13 protein-coding genes are annotated in these 14,286 nt (G+C 56.0%); 2 read left to right on the top strand and 11 right to left on the bottom strand.

What is annotated here, in order from left to right; genetic code table 11:
• Window positions 1-11 precede the first annotated feature (11 nt).
• The 10 genes from LIW51_RS23685 to LIW51_RS23640 form a co-directional block, all read right to left on the bottom strand.
• Window positions 12-311: a type 2 periplasmic-binding domain-containing protein gene (locus tag LIW51_RS23685; RefSeq protein WP_227377542.1), complete on the bottom strand. Its 300-nt coding sequence runs from the start codon at window positions 309-311 to the stop codon at window positions 12-14.
• A gap of 26 nt (window positions 312-337) precedes the next feature.
• Window positions 338-1,066, bottom strand: coding sequence for a type 2 periplasmic-binding domain-containing protein (locus LIW51_RS23680; RefSeq protein ID WP_227377541.1), 729 nt, complete (start codon window positions 1,064-1,066; stop codon window positions 338-340).
• Between the two features lie 559 nt (window positions 1,067-1,625).
• Entirely contained in the window at window positions 1,626-2,780 is a 1,155-nt protein-coding gene (locus LIW51_RS23675; RefSeq protein ID WP_227377540.1) for an ABC transporter ATP-binding protein, read from the bottom strand.
• 2 nt (window positions 2,781-2,782) lie between these two features.
• A complete protein-coding gene (locus LIW51_RS23670; RefSeq protein ID WP_227377539.1) occupies window positions 2,783-3,709 on the bottom strand; it encodes a carbohydrate ABC transporter permease in 927 nt (308 codons plus the stop codon).
• Window positions 3,706-4,701, bottom strand: coding sequence for a carbohydrate ABC transporter permease (locus tag LIW51_RS23665; protein ID WP_227377538.1), 996 nt, complete (start codon window positions 4,699-4,701; stop codon window positions 3,706-3,708). The genes LIW51_RS23670 and LIW51_RS23665 overlap by 4 nt, the downstream gene beginning before the upstream one ends.
• Window positions 4,702-4,724: 23 nt before the next feature.
• Window positions 4,725-6,032: an ABC transporter substrate-binding protein gene (locus LIW51_RS23660; RefSeq protein ID WP_227377537.1), complete on the bottom strand. Its 1,308-nt coding sequence runs from the start codon at window positions 6,030-6,032 to the stop codon at window positions 4,725-4,727.
• Between the two features lie 337 nt (window positions 6,033-6,369).
• Window positions 6,370-6,801, bottom strand: coding sequence for a TIGR03668 family PPOX class F420-dependent oxidoreductase (locus tag LIW51_RS23655; RefSeq protein ID WP_227377536.1), 432 nt, complete (start codon window positions 6,799-6,801; stop codon window positions 6,370-6,372).
• A 40-nt stretch (window positions 6,802-6,841) separates the two neighbouring features.
• A complete protein-coding gene (locus tag LIW51_RS23650) occupies window positions 6,842-7,990 on the bottom strand; it encodes a pyridoxal phosphate-dependent aminotransferase (protein ID WP_227377535.1) in 1,149 nt (382 codons plus the stop codon).
• A 178-nt stretch (window positions 7,991-8,168) separates the two neighbouring features.
• Window positions 8,169-9,329 (bottom strand): M20 family metallopeptidase, encoded by a 1,161-nt coding sequence (locus tag LIW51_RS23645; RefSeq protein ID WP_227377534.1) that lies wholly within the window; start codon window positions 9,327-9,329, stop codon window positions 8,169-8,171.
• On the bottom strand, window positions 9,326-10,435 hold the full coding sequence (locus LIW51_RS23640; protein ID WP_227377533.1) for a mandelate racemase/muconate lactonizing enzyme family protein: 1,110 nt from the start codon (window positions 10,433-10,435) through the stop codon (window positions 9,326-9,328). Before LIW51_RS23640 ends, LIW51_RS23645 begins: the two co-directional genes overlap by 4 nt.
• A 117-nt stretch (window positions 10,436-10,552) precedes the next feature.
• Here LIW51_RS23640 and LIW51_RS23635 point away from each other — a divergent pair, with 117 nt between their 5' ends.
• Window positions 10,553-11,707 (top strand): hypothetical protein, encoded by a 1,155-nt coding sequence (locus tag LIW51_RS23635; protein ID WP_227377532.1) that lies wholly within the window; start codon window positions 10,553-10,555, stop codon window positions 11,705-11,707.
• Window positions 11,708-11,832: 125 nt separating this feature from the next.
• On the opposite strand, the gene LIW51_RS23630 is transcribed toward LIW51_RS23635, so the two are convergent.
• Window positions 11,833-12,807: an LLM class flavin-dependent oxidoreductase gene (locus LIW51_RS23630; RefSeq protein WP_227377531.1), complete on the bottom strand. Its 975-nt coding sequence runs from the start codon at window positions 12,805-12,807 to the stop codon at window positions 11,833-11,835.
• 142 nt (window positions 12,808-12,949) lie between these two features.
• On the opposite strand from LIW51_RS23630, the gene LIW51_RS23625 reads away from it, so the two are divergent.
• Complete coding sequence (locus LIW51_RS23625) at window positions 12,950-14,257, top strand: purine-cytosine permease family protein (protein WP_227377530.1); 1,308 nt, start codon at window positions 12,950-12,952, stop codon at window positions 14,255-14,257.
• The last annotated feature ends 29 nt before the right edge of the window (window positions 14,258-14,286 follow it).

Below are 14,286 nucleotides of genomic sequence, written 5' to 3'. Positions count from 1 at the left end.
ACGAATCAATATCATGTTTCGTTGTAGTTTTCGATGAGCCGTAGTTGGGATTCCAACTCGGCCATCGCTTGCTCTGGTGAAGTAAGTCCGGAGTATGCTGCGTGAACATTCTGAGCGATCTTTTGTGATTCCTGTACCCAAGCAACCGTAACGGGGCGTGGAAGCGCGTTCTCTCCTGCAATGCGCAGCGAGTCCAAATATCGCCCCATCACTGGTACTTGCTTTGCTTGCTTCGATTGGAAGAGCGTTTGATCCGGTGGCAACAACCCGATATTTCGGAGGAGTGTTAGTTGGAAGTGTTCTTGCGTCATTGCTTCGACAATTTGTAAAGTTTCTTTCAATTTTTGGTGTGAGGATTGACTGCGACGTGCCACCCACCGAGCGCAGCAGTCGGCCCACCCGTCCCGGGATATTTTACCTGTTGCTCCGTGACTGCGTATGGAATTGGCATAACCCCTAAATCGGTACCGAATGCGCTCTTATCACCAGCACTGAGGATGGCGTACGGCCAATTGCGATGCATCACAGCATTACCATTGAGAAATGGCCCCAGCGACGTATCTTCAATCCAGGACAGGACTGCTCGGGGAACGATCCCTCCGGCATACCCATCGAGTGCGACTTCGTCGTTCTGTCCATTCATAAATGTCCTAATCATTCGCAGCGAATCGATTGTTGGCTGGGTGTTCACGGTGATTGGCCTCTTGCCAACTGGTCCGAAGAGGTATTTCCGACCTCCAAAATATGCACCACCCCAACTCGTCATAAATTCGTTAAAATCACAACAGGAAAGTCCTTCGTATTGGCTCGCTTGGAAGGTGAAGCCATACGGGATGTTCTTGTTGCGGTCAAGTACATCACGAGTGACGCGGGAGAATTGCTTCCACCTGATGGAGTTCGTCGCCCAGTTTTCTCCATCTGGATCGTACCCCGCCTTTTCGACCAAGTCTTTTCGATACAACATCGTCGGAAAGTCGGGATAGAGCGGAACTGCGTAGAGGTTGCCGTTTGGCCCTTTCGCCGTCGAGAGGCTCGTCTCGAAATAGTCGGCTTCAATTCGTTTCACCAGCTCGTTGGGAAGATGTTCGCTCAAATTGAGCAGTTGTTGTCGGATAATGAGATCTAGCGTCAGCCGCTATCCGTCATTAGAAGGTTGGGTTCTTCTAAATTGGCTGAAAGCCACCGTGTGTATTGTTGCTCAACTTCAGTAGTTTCAGCTGGCCCAGGGAGGATTTTCGAGCGAAATGCTCCTATCCAATCCAGACTCCTAAAGTGCGTTCTGAAACGTTTCTGTAAGTTCCCAGAAATCGGTATTCGAAGCCCATTGTACAGTTGTTCCGCCCTGAGCGGCGCTGGTCGATGCGTAACTTCCTGCGGTACCGACTCCGCTTAGTGCACCAACTGATCGCACGAACCTCCGCCGTGTAACGCGAGGCCTTGAACCCTGGTGATTGGTCGAATACTCTGAACTCATTTTATCTCCCATACTAGATACTCCTTGAACGGATATCAATGAGAGGGTAGCTTACTAATGCCCGCTTCTGCCAACTAAGGCTTGTATCGGAGGTGGAACTCTTGTTCGGATCATCATTATCTGAGGGTGATTGTCATTCCGCACCTACGTATTACGTAGATGTAACGGAAAGATCCTCTGTCAAGATTCTATGCCGAAGAGTTTCGCCAGTTTGTGCGTCAAAGATGTTGATGGCGTCCTCCGGAATGTGTACGGCAACTGGCTGACCGGCGCTGATCTGCATGAAACCGTCAACGGTGACGATGAACGTTTCAGGGGTCTTTGTGTCGCTGTCGAACGTCAGATAGATGGTGTTCTCGTTCCCCCTCGGCTCGACGACGTCGACGACGGCCTCGAACGTATGAAACCCATCGGCGTCTTCGGTCACGTCGATGTCCTCCGGACGGATTCCGAGAACTACTTCAGTTCTCTCGTCAATGGCTTCCCTCGTTTCATCTGAGATGGGATATTCGAATCGACCGTCAACCGTCTGCGAGATGAGCCGCGATCCCTGAACCTCCATATCAAAGAAGTTCATCGAAGGACTTCCAATGAACTCGGCGACGAACTGGTTTGCGGGCGTGTGATAGCACTCGAGTGGTGTTCCGACCTGTTGGAGTTCACCGCCGTTCAGAACGGCGATGCGATCTCCCATCGTCATCGCTTCCGTCTGGTCATGTGTGACGAACACTGTCGTCACGCCTAGTTCCTCTTGGATACGTTGGAGCTCTGTACGCATGTGTGCACGGAGTTTCGCGTCCAAGTTCGAGAGCGGTTCGTCGAGCAAAAACACCGCGGGATCGCGAACGATGGCACGCCCGAGTGCGACCCGCTGTTGTTGTCCACCAGAGAGTTCCTTGGGTTTTCGATCGAGTAACTCACTAATATCAAGCAGTTCCGCGGTCTCTCGCACCTTCCGATCTATATCGGCGTCCGAGATGTCCGTCGACTCCTCGAGACCGAACCGCATGTTTTCACGCACGGTCATGTGCGGGTACAGCGCGTAATTCTGGAACACCATCGCGATGTTCCGGTTCGTTGGGGACTCGTCGTTGATGACCGCACCGCCAAGACGGATCTCACCACTGGTGAGCGATTCTAACCCCGCGATCATCCGTAGCACCGTCGTCTTTCCGCAGCCGGATGGACCGACAAGGACGAGGAACTCACCGTCAGCGATATCGATGGACACGTCGTTGACGGCGACGATGTCTTTCTTGCTATCCGTGAACGTTTTCGTGACGTGGTCAAGTGTGAGTATTGCCATAATTACGTTTCTCCTGTAACCCCTTCCGCGAACTGTTCGCCGAACAGGATGTATATGAGCAACGTCGGGAATGCGGCGATGAACGCGCCTGCCATCTGGAGATTGTACTGTTGCACCATCGACCCCTGGAACTTGTTCAGTGCGAGGGTGATGACTTCGTTCTGTGGATTCGAAACAAGCACTAACGCAAACAGGAGATCGTTCCAAATTTGCGTGAACTGATAGATGAATACGACTGCGAACATCGGCGTCGAGAGCGGGAGGATGATCCGCCGATAGATTCGGAACGCGGAGGCACCGTCCAATCGGGCTGCCTCCAGCATCCGCTCGTCGAAGTTCGAGTAGTACGATCGAAACAAAATCGTACAGATCGGGATGCCGTACGCCGTGTGCGTGATGATGAGTTCGATTAGTTCTGCCCGGCTGGCGAGGACCGGGATTGCGGAGAGAAGCGATGGCATGTCGACGATGGTCCAGAACCGCGTCAACGGGACGAGTACCGATTGGTACGGAATGAACACGCCAGCGACGAACAGGAGGAACACCGCCGTTTGGCCTCGCCAGTCGAGGTTCGTTAGGCCGTATCCCGCAAGCGAGCCGAGGAATCCCGAAAGTATCGTCGCCGGAATGACGAGGACGAGGCTGTTCACTATCGCTCCGCGCACGTTCCCAAGTGGCCCTTGAAGCTGACCCCACGCCTGATACCACGGTTCGAGGGTGAAGCCGGCAGGCGATGGCGGTACGAACGGTGTCGACGCGAAGAACGCCGCCTGGGTCTTGAACGCGGTCACAAATCCACTCTCTAGCGGCGCCAGATAAAACAGAACCATCCCAACCAGTATCGCATACAGGGCGACGCGCCAGGACGTGATGTGCGTAATCCACTTTCGAACCCGCTTACCGCCTCTGAATCGCTCACCGAGGCTCATAGCTCCCCCTGTCGATACTGGAATAGTAGATACGGGCCGATGATAACGAGCGCCATGACGAACAGGACGGTCGCGATGGCAGAGCCGTAAGCCCAGTTCGTCGAGCTGAACGCTTCGCGGAACATCATCACGGCTAGGATGTCCGCCGACGGCCCCGGCGTATCTCCGAACATGACGAACAAAAAGTCGAACGCCTTGAGCGCGAACACCATCAGCACTATCGCCCCGCTTAGCGTCGACGCTCGAAGCTGCGGGATGATCACCCGTCGATACATTCGAACCGTACTTGCTCCGTCGATCCTGGCAGCCTCGAACTGTTCAGTCGGAATCGCTCGGAGGCCGGCCAGGTAGACGACCATACAGTAGCCGCTGAACTGCCACATCAAGGCGAAGATAACCGCCGCGAGCTTCGTTCGAGGATCGCTGATCCAATCGTTCGCAAAAAAGCCGAGCCCAACGGAACGGAGCAGGACGTTAATCATTCCGCTCGTCGGATTGTACATCCACGCCCAGAAGATGGCGGTGACCACGAACGAGAGGCTCATCGGCAACAAGTAAATCGTCCGAACAGTGTTTTTACCTCGAATGTCCTGGTCGACGAGGATCGCGAGTACGAGTCCGACCCCCAACGACACGGCCGTGAACGCAACGAGCAATACGAACGTATTGCGTGCGGCACTGATGAACGAGCCATCCGAAACCATTCGACCGTACATTTCGAAATCGAGCGAGCCGTAATCGGGCGATCCGAATCCTGCCCAATCGGTAAGTGAGATAAGCGCGTTCCAGCTAACCGCACCGTACACGAACAGGCCCATCAGCAGGGCTGGTGGCAGCCAGAAAACGAGCCCGCGAACGAAATCACCCTTCACCACCCCTCTGAGATCCGAGACCGAGAATCGCGTCGACTCTGTGGGCACCGCTCCGCCATCGGTTTGAGCATCGTCGCGGTCGGAGAATTGGCTGTACAGCCAGGCGAATACGCGGTTCATAGTGATCGGGTTGGGAGTCAGGCTTACGCCTGGAACGCGTCCCTGATGCGCGTGGCGGTGGAATCGATGTTCCAACTCTCGGTGAAGCCCGCGAACGCCTCTTCCATGTTGCTCTTCACTTCAGGAACGACCGCCGACCCGTGCGCGATTGTCGTCGGCTGACTCTGGGAGTTCTTGAAATCCTGAATCTGCGCTTGGAGGAACGGACCGAACGGATCCGTCGGAACGTCCGTCCGTGGCGGAATCGACCCCTTGACGGGGTTAAAGCGCCTCTGTGCGTCGACGGTCGCACAGTAAGTGAGGAACTTCTCAGTCGCGTCCGGCGAGGGATTGCTCTTCGGGTAGACGAACGAGTCCATCACCATGGAGTACACGCCGTTCGTTCCTGGAAACGGTACGTAGTCCCACTGCTGCTGGAATCCGAAGTTTCCGGCGGCCTCGTACTGGCCGGCCGCCCAATCTCCCTGCTGGACGAACGCAGCCTCCCCGTTTATGACCTTGCTGTTCGCCTGATCCCAGGATATGGAACCAGCATCTTCGTTGAAGTGCGTGCGATACTGCTTTACCTGTTGAAGCGACTGTCTAATCTGGCCTTGATGCTGCCCGACGTTCCCGCTAGTGAGATCGAGGAAGGCATTACTTCCGTGCAAACCGATGAAAACGGTTTCCCAGAGCTGGAGTGTCGTCCACGCCTCTTGGGTCGAGTGAGCCAGTGGCGTCGCGTTCGTTTCCGAAGACACCGTATTGAGTGCATCGTTTAGCGCCGCTGGATCGGTAATCGATTGGGGATCGACGCCTGCCTGCCTGACGATGTCCGTGTTATAAAAGAGGTTGTTCAGGCGGTGAATGTTCAGGGGGACTGCGACGTAATCGCCCGCCGGCTTGGCCGCATTTCTGACGCTCTCGAGGTACGCGTTCTCGACCTGTTGAGTCCACACGCTATCGCCGACGTTGTTGAGAACGTTTCCCTGAACGTACGGTGCGAGCGATTGTCCAGGCCAGATTTGGAACGTGCTCGGCGGATTTTGGTTGAGAACCCTGTTTTTGATCACCGTGTCGAGTGCACTTCCCGCTCCTCCCGGTGCTGGATTATTCTGCACCTGGACGTCCGGATATTTGTTCGTATATCCGTCGAGCAGCGCTTGCAATGCCTGCTTTTCCCCGCCGGCCGTCCACCAGTGCACGATCTCCAGCGTGTTGGAACCGTCTCCCTGTTGCCCGCGAGCCGTACAGCCAGCAAGCAAAGAGACTCCGACAGCACCTGCGCATCCCGTGCCTTTCAGATACGCTCGCCGTGAAATACCGCTTTTCTCCATGGTTGGTTGAGTCATTTTGGATTCCCCCTCCCTAGCAAACCCCTAGGGAAATGTTAACAAATAGTTGTCCCATGAGTACAAATATATTTTGGCCGATACGTTGAAACCGATTGACCCCGGCTTGAATCCGTTATATTCGCGAAAACGTCGGGAAACACTCGTGCTGAAGCGAGACGATTACTGGAAACCAAATTTGTGAGTTTATGGATCATGAGTAATGTAACACGGTTTCATGCTGGTCGTGGGCGACAGCGACTGGATGGTTCGACTTGCTTCTTACTCAAGACACTTGGCGTACCAATGTCCAGTAGATACGCACGGAGAGCGCCCCAACGCGTGACCCTGAGATGTTTCACGAGGGCCGTAGCTCTCCCCATGAGACGATCGTCTGAGGTTCGATTACGATAAGCGGGCGTTCTTCAAGACGGTGGTCGTTGTACTGGGGGTACTTTGCTCGGAGCGAAAGAACGGCCGAATCGAGCATCGAATTGTGCGATTCCTGTATCGATGCCTCGCCCCGAATCTGTACCCATCCCAACCGGGACCAGTCGTCAGTGTAGTGATCAACGACGAGCGCGACACGCGGATCTCGTCGGATGTTTCGCACTCGCGTCAGCGCGTCTTCGTCGACGGATTTCGGTTTTTCATCGATAGAGGAAACGAGCCGATCGCCAACGAGTGCGAAACAGAGTGGGACAAGGTGCGGCGATCCGTGTTGATCGAGGGTGGCGAGGCGGGCAACGCGTGCGTTCGATACGAATCGTCTCTCTTGTTCGGAGAACATACTAGCGTAAACGCGATACTTGGTACCGAGTGTTTCGCCGCTATTCTCTCTCCGATGTAACCATCGTCTCGATGCGATCGCAGCCTCGTTCTACGTGTTCTAAACCAGTCGCAAAGCTCAGTCGCAGGTACCCCTCGCCCGCGTCCCCGAATCCGTCTCCCGGTGCCGTCACGACGCCGTGATCGTAGAGTAGCCGTTTTGCGATTTCGAAACTCGACCCATCGAGTGCGCTCACGTCGACGAAGGCGTAAAACCCGCCTTCCGGACGAGGACATGAGATGTGAGGAATGTCGGCGATGCGGTCTACAAGGTAGTCTCGGCGCATTTCGTACGCATCCTTCATCGCACGTATCGGCTTTTGAGACCCTGTAAGCGCTGCGATCGCTGCGTGTTGCGAGACGCTCGGCGCGCAGGCCGTCGTACTTTCGTGGAGAACGGTGGCGGCTCGAACGACGCTCTCCGGCCCAGCCAACCAGCCGAGTCGCCACCCAGTCATCGCGTATTTTTTCGAGCACGAGTTCACGCTCAAGACGGTATCGAAGTGGGCGGGTTCTGCAGCAACGCTTCGTGTGGAGCCCTCGAAGATGAGTCCTTCGTAGACTTCGTCGATAATCACGTACGCGTCGTGTAAAGCCGCAGCTCGAACGATTGTTTCGAGTTCGCCAAAGTCGTACACACGACCAGTCGGATTCGAGGGCGTGCAGATGATTACCGCCGCAGTCGCGTCAGAGATCGCGTCAGTAACTCGGCTGGCATCCATCTCGAATCCCCGATCCGCAGGAAGCGGGACGTATACCGGCACGCCCCCTGCGAGTCGAACTTGATTTCGATAGTTCGGCCACCCCGGAGTTGGTATGACGACCTCATCGCCGGGAGCAACGACGGCTTGGAGTGCGAGATACAACGCTTCCATTGCCCCATTGGTGACCGTGACCTCCCGATCCGGATCGATTTCGACTTCGTTTTCCGTTGCCATCTTCGTCGCGATAACCTCTCGAAGTGCTGGAAGTCCAACGTTTGAAGTGTAATGGGTGGCACCAGCATGTGCGGCTTCCGTCACCGCTTCTATGATGTGCGTCGGTGTATCGAAGTCGGGCTCCCATATCTCAAAGTGGATGAGATCCTCGTTATTGGCCTCTTGCGCCAAGTCGTACATCACGCGGATTTTCGAACGTTCGATAGTGCTCACTCGCTCCGCCAGACGCATGTTGGAATGCGGAGGTGGCTGATTCCCATTCATCGTAGATGATCATTCGTCTCTCGAAACCAAGTAGATTGGTATTACTCAAAAACGACGCTCCGCCCGGAACTGTCACTCGGGCCGAGAAGCAACCTTGGCCGAGAGAACGCATGTTGGCACCTTCGATTCACGCGAGTAAATGACGAATCGACGATTCGTAGACGCGGGCCGTCGTAACCAAGTCCTCGATAGCAATCGATTCATCGACAGTGTGTGCATCCTCCTCGATGCTTCCGGGGCCAAACAGTACCGTCGGAATTCCCGCATCGTGAATTAGGAATCGTGCATCCGTCGCCGCATTGAAGCCAACTGTGTTCACGTCCGTGCCCGCCTCCTGCGCTGCCCCGACGACGGCGGTCGCGAGTGCGTGATTGGTCGGGATTTCGGCGGCCCGAGCAAACACGAGACGCTCATGGGTCACGTCCACTTCCTTGCCGTCGACTGACACCCCCTTGAGTGCATTTGCGAGCATCCTATCGTACGCTTCGACTCTCTCGTGACGACCGGGAAGCGTCCGCCAGTCGATCGTGGCGACGGCGCGGTCGGGAACGACGTTCGGCCCGATTCCGCCTTCGAATTCGGTGACGGTGATCGTTTCGGGCGCTAATAATTGATGCGAGGTCGTTCGGCGGACTTCTTGATCAAGTTCTTCAATTCGGTCAAGCACCCGGCGCATCCCAGTAATGGCGTTCACACCGCGATCAGGGCGGCCAGAGTGGGCACTCATCCCTCGGACGGTAAGTTGGTATCGTACGACTCCTTTCTGCGCGACACACACCTCCAAGTTTGTTGGCTCTCCGATGATGGCGTGGTCGGCCGTGATCCCTCGTTCGACGAGCGCTCGCATGCCTGCGCCGTTCCACTCCTCATCGACGACGAACGCGAGGATGACTTCTCCGTTGACCGCCCCAGCCGAGAGTACTGCCTCGGCCACGAGCACTTTGGCGGCGATGGCGGCTTTCATGTCGGATACACCCCGACCGACGAGTCGCCCCGTCTCTTGTCGGAGTGCGTAGGGATCGCCGAACCACTCGTCTGAATCCGCGGGGACCACGTCCGTGTGTCCTGCGAGGAGCATCGTTTCCCCGTCGGCGTTGCCGGCACGCGCGATGACGTTCGGGCGGTTCGGTTCGACCTCGAATCGTTCGACGTCGAACGACACCGGAGACGAACGCAGTCGGTTCGCGAGGAAATCGGCGACTGCACGCTCATTTCCGGGTGGATTCTCGCTCGCCCGCTCGACCAGTTCCGCGGTCAAATCGACCAACCGTTCTTCGTCGACGCTCATGATTCAAGTTCGATACGCTCGCTTCGGAGCGACCGCAGTGCCGTTTTGTCAACGGTTACCCCAAGTCCGGGGCCGGACGTCTCGATTTGTGGCGTATTTATGTCCAAATCGGTGATTCCCTCGGTTGTCATGAACGGGCCGACCATCTCGTTCCAGACGACGTTCTCGAACGCCGCCGCGAAATGGATTCCTGCAGCAGTTCCAACGTTCCCTTCGACCATCGACCCGAGTTGAGTCGGGCGATTGTCCGCCTCAGCGACCGCGTTCAGTCGTATCGCTTCGGTGATGCCGCCGGTCTTCATCAGCTTGATATTGAAGACGTCGCCTGCCCCTCGCTTGATCAATTTCAGCGCGTCGGTCGCCGTTTCGACACTTTCGTCCGGCATGACTGGAATGTCGAGGTGATTGCGGAGGAAAACGAGGTCGCTTACGTTCTCCTTGGCGACGGGCTGTTCAATTACGTGGAGATGATGGGCCATCCCGGTGAGCGCTTCTATGGCTGTCTTCGCGTCACCCCACCCCTGGTTTGCATCGGCTTTCAGGCTGACTTCATCGGGAACGGCTTCTGCGATAGCGGTCACGCGAGCAACATCTGTTTCTGGGTCACGACCGAGCTTTATCTTGAGTTGGGTGTAGCCCTCGTCAACGGCGGTGACGGCGTCGGTCGCCATCTCATCGGGGGATTTGATGCTGAGAACTTTCGGAACGGTGAGAGACGGTTTTTCGGCGTTTCCGCCGAGCAATCGGTAAAGTGGTTGTTCGGCCGCCTTCCCGCGGAGATCCTGGAGTGCGATTTCGAGAGCAGCGTGTGCGCTCGGCGCACCGTCGACAAGCGCCCGCATCCGCCGAACATGGCGCTCGATTGCCAGCGGATTTTCTTCTATTATGAACGGAGCCAATACGTCCGCGAGTACGGCAGCCGTTGAACCCTGGGTTTCGCCGGTCACCTCGTACGCAGGTGCACCCTCGCCGAGGCCAATGAGTCCGGTATCCGTTTCCACTTCAACCAGTACGCGTTCGAGTGCGGGAATCGGCCGCAGGGCGGTAATGAATGGCTCTTTGAGCGGGATTTCATACTGGTGGATGACGATGCGTGTGATTTGCATACTTGAAGTACAGCGGAGTACGTCATCAATTTGGTGCGTGTTCTCCGAGTGATTCAGTTGAAGACGTATCGATAATATTCGAGAAAAGGGTATGCAACACGCTGGCGTTCATTCCCCATGGACTTCGCACTGTGGATGTACCCGTGGGACGTGCTTGACGAGGGAGTCACCACCGTCGTTGAACGACTCGACGATATCGGCATTACGGAAGTCAACCTCGCTACAAACTATCACACCGTACAAGCGTTTCTCCCGCATAATCCCGTACGGAAGACGTTCTTCGCGCAGGCGAGTAGTTATTTCCAGCCCGATGCCGGATATGTGGATTTGAAGCCGACTCCGAACGAGACGATGGGCGAGAACGATTGGGTTCGGGAGATCGCCGATGGGCTAGAGGGAACCCAGATTGCGCTTACCTCGTGGACTGTGGGCTGTCACAATTCGCGCCTCGGGCTGCAGCACCCAGAGATGACGATTCGAACTCCGTTCAATGACTCACTTGCGTTCGGGTTGTGTCCTTCGAATCCTGCGGTTCAGCAGTACCTTCTCGATGTTCTTGAGGAACTCTCCGCTCGCGAGGCGTTCGACCGAATCGAACTGGAGTCGTTCGATTACATGTACGGTACCGGCTTCGGTTGGCACCACCAGAAGATTCACGCTCGGCTCGGTACGCTAGGGGAGTTCCTCTTTGGGCTCTGCTTCTGCGACCACTGCCGAGAGAACGCCGCAAACAAGGGAGTAGACGTCGACCACGCCGGTCGTGTGTGCCGAGAAACAGTTCTACAATTAGTCGAGGGTCGGCTCCCATCGACCATCGATCCGTACAGCTGGCTTGCCACACATCCGGAGGTAGACAAATACGTCAATGCACGAACGAGTGTGCTAATGACTCTGTTCTCCGACTGTCGGGAAATCGTCGATGCGGAAATGGGTTACTATCTCGGTCTCCTTGACGTTGAGGACGCTTGGATGCATGGCGCTGATCTGAAACGATTGGCCGAACCTCTGGATTACTACACCGTTATCGCGTACGAATCGTCCGGTTCTGCGGCCGCGGCCCGGCTCCGGGTGGCTGATAGCCTTACACCTGATATTTCGCTTCACGTAGGACTACTACCCGGGCATCCAGCGGTTGATGACGCTGCGTCCGTCAGCGAACTCGTCGACGCGGTCGTCGACGCTGGTGCGGAACGCGTCTCCTTTTACAACTATGGTCTATTGCCGGAGCGAAATCTCGACTGGATACGAGAGGCGATACGTGAATATGTGTAGTGACACGGGTAGGAACCGTGAGTCGACTCCTCTCGTTTCCGCATTGGAAGGCACTACCCAAGCGGTATTTCTGCTCTCGGTGTTCTACGCAGTCCCATAGCCACGTTCAAACTTCCTTCTGAGAGTCACTGAAACTGCGGCATCACGTCCTCGCCGAATCGCCGGATGCTTTCGAGTGTCGCCGCTTGATTCATCCCTGGAAACTGCGTCCGGAATATGAGGTGGTCGACACCGATATCGCGGTAGTGCGCGACCTTTTCGGCGATGTCGTCGGCCGTCCCGACCAGCACTTGAGCTTCGACGTCGTCCCACGTCGGTCGTCGCTGGAACTCGGGGTTCCCCCACCGAATGTATTTTTCGTGGAGGTCGAACATGTACGGTTCGAGCGCCTGACGGGCGACGTCAGTGGTTTCGCCGACGTAACCGTCGACCATGATTGTGACCGACGTCTCGTCCGGATTTTTCCCCGCTTCCGCCACTGCTTCGTTATAGCGCTCGATATCATTGACGAGCGTCTCAGGGACGGTGACGGCAGCGGTAAAACCGTCGCACCGATACGCCGCTCGCTTAATCGCGACGGGCGAACTGCCACCTCCCCAGATTCGTGGTCTCGGTTCTTGAACCGGTGTGGGTCGGACGAACGCGTCGTCGAACTGGAAGTAAGTCCCGTCGTAGCTGAACCTCTCCCCCTCCAGTAACCGCTTTAGGATGTCGATACTCTCCAGAAAACGGGGAACACGGTCGGCCATCTCGACACCGAAATTACGGAGTTCGTTTTCCCGATATCCCAAAGAAACACCCCATCGTGTTCGTCCACCTGTCAAGTGGTCGAGCGCCGTGATTCGTTCAGCGAGGTGTATCGGGTGATAAATAGGAAGGATGAGGATGTTCGCCATGATATCCAGCTGCTCGGTTCGCGCGCCGAGCGCGGATAAGAAGGTCAGCGGCTCGTAGAATCCCTCGTCGTAGAAATGCCGCTCACCCACTGCAACGGTGTCGTAGTCCAAATCCTCCATGAGTGCCGCTTGTTCGAAGGCATCCTCGTACGTGAAGGGATGTCGCTCATCGTCGTACTGATTGAGGTAGATTCCGAATTCCATGCGTCGAATATGCGGGATGGAACCTAAAGGGTGACTCATAATACCTTTTATCCTAAATAATTCGCAGATTATTTTTGTAATTTGGGATAGACTTGGCGATTTTGCGCAAAATACTTACACCCTTGCCAGCCAATCCCATACCATGGGGTTAATCGAAACGGAGGGGGTAGACGTTATTCCAGCGGAGAACAGGACGAGGGGATTTTGGAAGATATTCACGATTTGGGCGGGATTTTCGATCGTCATCACCAACTTCCTGCTCGGGTCGCTTACGCTGGGGGCAGGAGCGCTCCTCGGCCTCACGGCGGCGGTAGTTAGCATCGTTTTTATTGGAGTACTGGTGTACTTCGGAACCAAGATTGCCACGAAGGAAGGGACGGCCGGAACGACCGCAATGCGAGCTCCTTTCGGAATTCAAGGACGGGTGATTCCCTCCCTTGCGATGGTCATTGCAACGGTTGGTTGGTTCGGCGTTCAGACAGGCATCGTCGCACAGAGTTCGAAGGCAATCTTAGCCAACTTCGGCATCGACGTTCCGTTCGCGCTTCTCGCAGGGGTACTGGGCATTCTCATGGCCTCGGTCGCCATCTTTGGCTATCGGTGGATCGAGTGGTTGAACCAGCTCGCCGTGCCGATTATGACAGTCCTCCTCGCGCTCGTCGTCTACCAAATCGTGACGCAGTACTCCGTCACCCTACGCGGCGCGGGTGGTGGAAGATTGAGATTCTGGGCTGCATTAAACATCTTTCCGGCTGCGACCGCGGCATTCCTCATCGTCGCAATGGACTACGGACGATACGGGAATCCGCAGCGACCGGAAGGCCCGAGCTGGGGTGCGACTATTGCGTGGATTACTTTCGGAATTGTCCTCGCTGGTATCGGCGTTCTCGCTGCGGCCGCGGCCGGAACTTGGAATCCGGTAACTATCATGGTCGAACTTGGCCTTGGCTCGCTGGGACTCGTCCTGCTGATTGCTGGGTCGTGGACGACGAATGTGACCAACGTCTATGCTGGCGGCATCGCGCTCTCCCAAATTACTGGGTTAAAGCGAGTCTACATGACGACGGTAACTGGATTAATCGGAACGATTCTGGCGATCGCAGGAATCTTTAGTTATGGAGGAATCTTAAGCTTCCTTGAGGCGCTTACCGTCACGCTCGTCCCGACGACGGGGGTTCTCCTCGTTCACTACTACCTGCTCGAACACGACTTCGATACGAGTGAACTGTTCGAACGAGGCGGTCGGTACTGGTACCTCCGTGGGTGGAACCCCGCAGCCATCATCGCTTGGGTCATTGGTGCGGTGTACGCGATTCAAGCTCCGGACTGGCTCGTCCCCGCGCTCTCAAGTGCCGTAGTGGCCGGTGGAATATACTACGCAATCAAGTCGCCGGTTGATGCATGGCTTGCTAGACGGACTCCGACGAGAGCGGGAGAAGCTGCCGACTAAGTATACACGAGAAGCGACCTTGATCACCC

This window comes from Haladaptatus halobius, assembly GCF_020618475.1.
GTDB lineage: Archaea > Halobacteriota > Halobacteria > Halobacteriales > Haladaptataceae > Haladaptatus > Haladaptatus halobius.
The sequence above is the reverse complement of the archived record's forward strand: the minus strand, read 5'-3'. Positions and strand labels throughout refer to the sequence as shown.

Coding starts and splice junctions, on each gene's coding strand:
- LIW51_RS23665 (WP_227377538.1), bottom strand. CDS start 4,701: ATGAACCGCGTATTCGCCTGGCTGTACAGCCAATTCTCCGACCGCGAC.
- LIW51_RS23675 (WP_227377540.1), bottom strand. CDS start 2,780: ATGGCAATACTCACACTTGACCACGTCACGAAAACGTTCACGGATAGC.
- LIW51_RS23635 (WP_227377532.1), top strand. CDS start 10,553: ATGGACTTCGCACTGTGGATGTACCCGTGGGACGTGCTTGACGAGGGA.
- LIW51_RS23630 (WP_227377531.1), bottom strand. CDS start 12,807: ATGGAATTCGGAATCTACCTCAATCAGTACGACGATGAGCGACATCCC.
- LIW51_RS23660 (WP_227377537.1), bottom strand. CDS start 6,032: ATGACTCAACCAACCATGGAGAAAAGCGGTATTTCACGGCGAGCGTAT.
- LIW51_RS23685 (WP_227377542.1), bottom strand. CDS start 311: ATGACGCAAGAACACTTCCAACTAACACTCCTCCGAAATATCGGGTTG.
- LIW51_RS23625 (WP_227377530.1), top strand. CDS start 12,950: ATGGGGTTAATCGAAACGGAGGGGGTAGACGTTATTCCAGCGGAGAAC.
- LIW51_RS23670 (WP_227377539.1), bottom strand. CDS start 3,709: ATGAGCCTCGGTGAGCGATTCAGAGGCGGTAAGCGGGTTCGAAAGTGG.
- LIW51_RS23655 (WP_227377536.1), bottom strand. CDS start 6,801: ATGTTCTCCGAACAAGAGAGACGATTCGTATCGAACGCACGCGTTGCC.
- LIW51_RS23640 (WP_227377533.1), bottom strand. CDS start 10,435: ATGCAAATCACACGCATCGTCATCCACCAGTATGAAATCCCGCTCAAA.
- LIW51_RS23645 (WP_227377534.1), bottom strand. CDS start 9,329: ATGAGCGTCGACGAAGAACGGTTGGTCGATTTGACCGCGGAACTGGTC.